The organism is Mycobacterium sp. (assembly GCF_035653355.1).
In the GTDB taxonomy this organism is placed as follows: Bacteria; Actinomycetota; Actinomycetes; order Mycobacteriales; family Mycobacteriaceae; genus Mycobacterium.
Window position 1 is genome coordinate 1 of record NZ_DASRBZ010000084.1, and the last position, 4,568, is coordinate 4,568.

Genomic DNA, 4,568 nt, shown 5'->3' on the forward strand with positions numbered 1-4,568 from the left:
AGTCACCGGTGCTGACTACGAGGGGTGGCCTGATTGGGGGCAGGCTCGTTTGCAAGTCGACGCTGGGTGCGGGGGGCGGCGTATGGGCGCTTCCTTCGGCCAGAAGGTCAGCGTGTGCGGCCGACCGCAACGTCCGGCCGAACAGTACACCCGCTTCGGTGCGCACCCTTCCTTGGCTTGAAGTCATTTGCGCCAAGACCTCCAGCACAGCGAACGTCTATGCTGGCATGCTACGTACAATTTTTCCCACCGCATGGGAACCGGCAAAATACGCTGAAGATTCTGCAGAATTATAACCGTGCCCAATAGATGTTATAACTGCGTCCAATAAATTGGTTCGCTGAGGAATTTGGGCCGAGTGGATCCTTCCGACCGGAACCCGGCTCGGCGCCTGGCTAGCTTAGACGCGGCGCTGAGCTCTCGCGACCCACGGCTCGTCGAGCAAGGTCAAAACTATCGATCCGTCATGGCGGGATCATGCTGGCCGCTGGGTTAGATCCGTGGAGCAGTTCGCTGGCACAGGGCCCGGGCTACCGGCGCTCCATCATTGCGGTCAATGCAGCATCTGCGGCGGCAAGATCGTTATAGAAGCGCCTCTGCACCCAGTACTTCGTCTTGTACAGCAAGAACTTTCCATAGAATCCCGACAGTCGGCCGAAATAAAAGTCGCGCGGATGGCGCAGGCGCAACCGGGTGGGAAAGGTCGCGATCACCTTAGAGGCATCGATCACCACGATCGCCCGATCACTGACCACAACGTGGTGGCAGGGAAATGCCAGTATGTTTACTGGCGCCAGAACGCCCCCGATGGCCACCAGCAACACGTTCGCCACGAGGGTATGCCCCAAGTAGAAAATAACAATAATCGTAGAAACGAGACCAAACAAACCAATAAGAAATTGCCAATAGGGCGACGGACCCGACTGCGTTATAAATACCGCTTGCACTTGCTCATCCGGCTCCAGATATGGACGCGCCCGCTTTGCCAACTTCTCTCGAAGACTCACGGGAAACCTCCGTTTGACGCGCCACATCGGCGTTGCCGGGGACAAAGGGGCGCGCGATCGTGCGCAACTGGTTCAGCGTACCTTCGGCCCCGCAGCCGCAAACGGAAACCAGCATCTGCGGCCTGCCAGCCAGGTCATTACCGTTACAGTTTTTTCGCATATCCGGAATCAGCGCCGGACGAGCCCGACCAGTTCCGCATTGATCTCTACCACTGCACGGCGACAGACGTCGGCCCGAAGACCCGTTGTTTCACCGCTTATCGCCGCCCGGATGCTGCGCCCGGGAAGACATTTTCCTATATTCCAGCAGTCGTCCGCGATTGGTCAGTCTCGAAGAACGTCTCTCCGAGTGATGCTATTCAACTGCTAGCATCCGGTTCGTGTCTGGACTTGGGCCGCAGGTGCGGATCGGTATCTTGGGTGCGGCGCGCGTCGCACCGTTGGCGTTGATTAATCCGGCCCGAGGGCACGCCGAGGTCAGTGTGGCTGCGGTGGCGGCACGCGATGTGTCACGTGCCCGAGCCTTCGCCGCCAAACATGGGATCCCTCGGGTGCATGACAGCTACGAGGCGCTGATCGCCGATCCCGAGCTGGACGCTATCTATAACCCGCTGCCGAATAGCCTGCACGGCAGATGGACTCGGGCTGCGCTTGCCGCAGGCAAGCATGTGCTGTGTGAAAAGCCGTTTACTGCAAATGCTTTTGAAGCCCGCGAGATCGCTGATTTGGCCCAGAAGTCGGGCCGGATCGTGATGGAGGGATTCCACTACTGCTACCATCCCTTGACGTTTCGCGCTAAGCAGATCATCGCCTCTGGGGAGCTGGGCCAGTTGGAGCGGGTGGAGGCGACGTTGTGCATGCTGCTGCCGAAGTTCTCTGACATTCGCTACGATTACTCGCTTGCCGGTGGCGCGACAATGGACCTCGGATGCTATGCGGTCCATATGATTCGTACGTTTGGCGGTTCGACCCCGGAAGTCGTTTCGGCACAGGCGAAACTGCGTGATCCTCGGGTAGACCGGGCGATGACAGCCGAGTTGCGGTTTGCCACCGGGCACACCGGTCTCGTTCGTTGTTCGATGTGGTCGTCGGATCTGCTGCGGTTGAGTGTCAAGGTGATTGGCGACCGCGGCGAGCTGCGTGTGCTCACTCCGGTGGCACCTTTCCGTCGGCTGTCGGTCCGCTCGGCGGACGGCAATCGGGTGGAGCGCTTCCCGCCGCGCGCCTCCTACGCGTATCAGCTTGACGCTTTCGCCGGGGCGGTGCGGCGCGGCGAGCCGGTGATCACGACGCCTGAGGACGCGGTCGAGAACATGGCGGTCGTCGATGCGATCTATCGCGCTGCGGGCCTCCCACTCCGCGAGCCGGCCTAAACGCTATCCGTTCGCCCAGCCAGCGCTTCGGGCGCTATGGTCTGCTTTGGGGTCGGTTTCACAGATGTTAAGACGCCGTTTTCAACGAGTTGTCAAGTGGCGAAGTACAGCTGGTTGATGTGTGCGGCTACTCGTAAGGCGTTGGCTGCGATCGTTAAGGCGGGATTCAAACCGGCGCTGGAAGGGAAGAACGAGCCGTCGACCACGTAGAGGTTGTCCACTTCGTGTGCCCGGTTATGTGCGTCCAGCACACTGGTTTTCGGGTCGGTACCGAAACGGCACGTGCCGCAGACGTGGCCCAGGTTTTCGTTGCTTTTTGCGGCTCGCAGGGTGACTTTACGGAAAGGCTTCAACACATCTTTCAACTGCCGCAAAAACACCGCGCGGCGCTCGATCTCACTGGCGTGAAAGCGATACTGAATTCGCAGCCGCTGGCGCCCATCTGAGCCTGGCCGATCCCAAGGCAGCACGCGGTTGTCCAGATAGGGCAGGTCTTCCATGATGAGCGCCAGCACCAGCCCGCCGGTGAAAAACCGCTCGTAGATCGGCCGCGCCGCCGGGCTCATCAGGCGCAGCATCCTCGGTCCCCATCCGGGGCGATTCGTTAGGACCTCCATGGGCGGCACAGGGCTCAACGACTGGACGGTGCCGTATTTTTGGCCCTCGAAGAAATAGAAATCGTTCAGGCCGATCTCCTTGTTCTCGGCGGTGATCTTATGGTCGGGTTGGGGCCAGATCTCGATCCAGTCAGTCAGATGGCGCATCAGGTTGCGTCCCACCAAGTCTGAGCTGTTGGCCAACCCGCGCGGCCAATCACCCGACCGAGAATTGAGCAACAGCACTGGAGTGACCAACGCACCGGCGGCCAGCACCACCACCTTGGCCTTCAGGGCCAGCATTCCGGAGCGATGCTCGCAGATCACGTGCCGGACGTGGTTGCGGTCCGCGTCTAGGCGTACCGCCCGGCATTCCGCCAGCAGGCGCGCGCCGTGCTCGGCGACGGCCGGTAGCACCCCATTGCGGGCGGCGTCGTTCTTGCACGCCCGGTGGCAGATATAGCCCGCGCAGGTGGCACACCCATCGGTGTAATCGCAGGCCATCGGTAGGCGGTACGGATGTAATCCGCGACCCCTCAGATAATCAACCAGCGGCTGGTTGTCTGCCGAAAACGGCGGCGCCGGAGGCAAATCGACTTCGGCCGCCTCGGGCCGAAGTGGATCGGGCTGGCCGCGCACCCCCAGCAGCTTTTCGGCAGCGGCATACCACGGCCGCATCTGGTCGTACGTGACCGGCCAGGCATCTGGCACGGTGGAGTCGCCGGGATCGCGGAAGTTCTGCCGCGGAGTGAAGTCGCGAACGAAAAATCGCTCGCAAGCCATCCCGTAGAGGGCCGACGAGCCTCCCGTTCCGCTGCCGATAAATGGCACAAACCGCCGCGAGAAGCGCCCGCTAATGTCTTCGATCTCATCGGTTGAGCGCCCGGCCCGAGCCAAGGCGTCGTAGTACGCCTCTGCCGAACGGCCCACCAGCGGTTCGGCCAGTTCCGGCAGCGCAGAGCGAATGATTCCCGGTGACCCGGGCAGTGTCGATCGCCCTTTCTCGACGAATAACACCCGACGGCCGGATCGGGCCAGGGAGTAGCCCAGCATCCCGCCCCCCATCCCAGTGCCCACGACAATCACGTCCCACACAACGCGTTCAGCCTCGCGCGCATCCAGCTCGCCGGCAGCCAAAATCAAGCTCCTGGATGTTGACTCAATGCATTCCCGGGTTTGGGCGAATCACGAACGTACCACCCGCTGCGACAGCGCCTTAACGCTTCCCAGGCCACATGGCGCGAACCCGGGTATCGGACGTGACCCGTTTCGCCACCAACGGCCGTACGGTACACCTGCCGGCTCGCTTCCCGCGATTTGCTTCCCCGTTGTGATTATCAGCGTGTGGTTGCGCCGCGCCAGCAAAAGGGATGCACATGATACGCTCTCGTGCGTCGAATTTCTCGTGGAGAGGGTCTGCGTGAACGAGGTTAGCAAAGAATGTCGATTATGCGGATCGGCTGGCCCCCATCAAATTATTACGGTTCGGGAGATGATGTTCGGCACCCGAGAGCCGTTCGAATATTATAGCTGTACTGCATGCGACACCTTGCAAATTGTTAATGCACTTGAAGGCGAAGAGCTTATGCGCC

The 4,568-nt window shown here is 60.9% G+C and carries 3 protein-coding genes and 1 pseudogene; 2 read left to right on the plus strand and 2 right to left on the minus strand.

What is annotated here, in order from left to right; translation table 11 throughout:
• Positions 1-530: 530 nt before the first annotated feature.
• Positions 531-1,007, minus strand: coding sequence for a hypothetical protein (locus VFA16_RS02720; RefSeq protein WP_324966341.1), 477 nt, complete (start codon positions 1,005-1,007; stop codon positions 531-533).
• A gap of 371 nt (positions 1,008-1,378) precedes the next feature.
• Here VFA16_RS02720 and VFA16_RS02725 point away from each other — a divergent pair, with 371 nt between their 5' ends.
• The gene (locus VFA16_RS02725) at positions 1,379-2,380 is read left to right on the plus strand and encodes a Gfo/Idh/MocA family protein (RefSeq protein ID WP_414687620.1); all 1,002 of its coding nucleotides are present in this window, start codon (positions 1,379-1,381) and stop codon (positions 2,378-2,380) included.
• Between the two features lie 92 nt (positions 2,381-2,472).
• Here VFA16_RS02725 and VFA16_RS02730 read toward each other — a convergent pair whose 3' ends face one another.
• Positions 2,473-4,113 (minus strand): GMC family oxidoreductase, encoded by a 1,641-nt coding sequence (locus tag VFA16_RS02730; protein WP_324966343.1) that lies wholly within the window; start codon positions 4,111-4,113, stop codon positions 2,473-2,475.
• 340 nt (positions 4,114-4,453) lie between these two features.
• On the opposite strand from VFA16_RS02730, the pseudogene VFA16_RS02735 reads away from it, so the two are divergent.
• Positions 4,454-4,568: pseudogene (locus VFA16_RS02735) on the plus strand (methyltransferase); the annotation flags it as partial.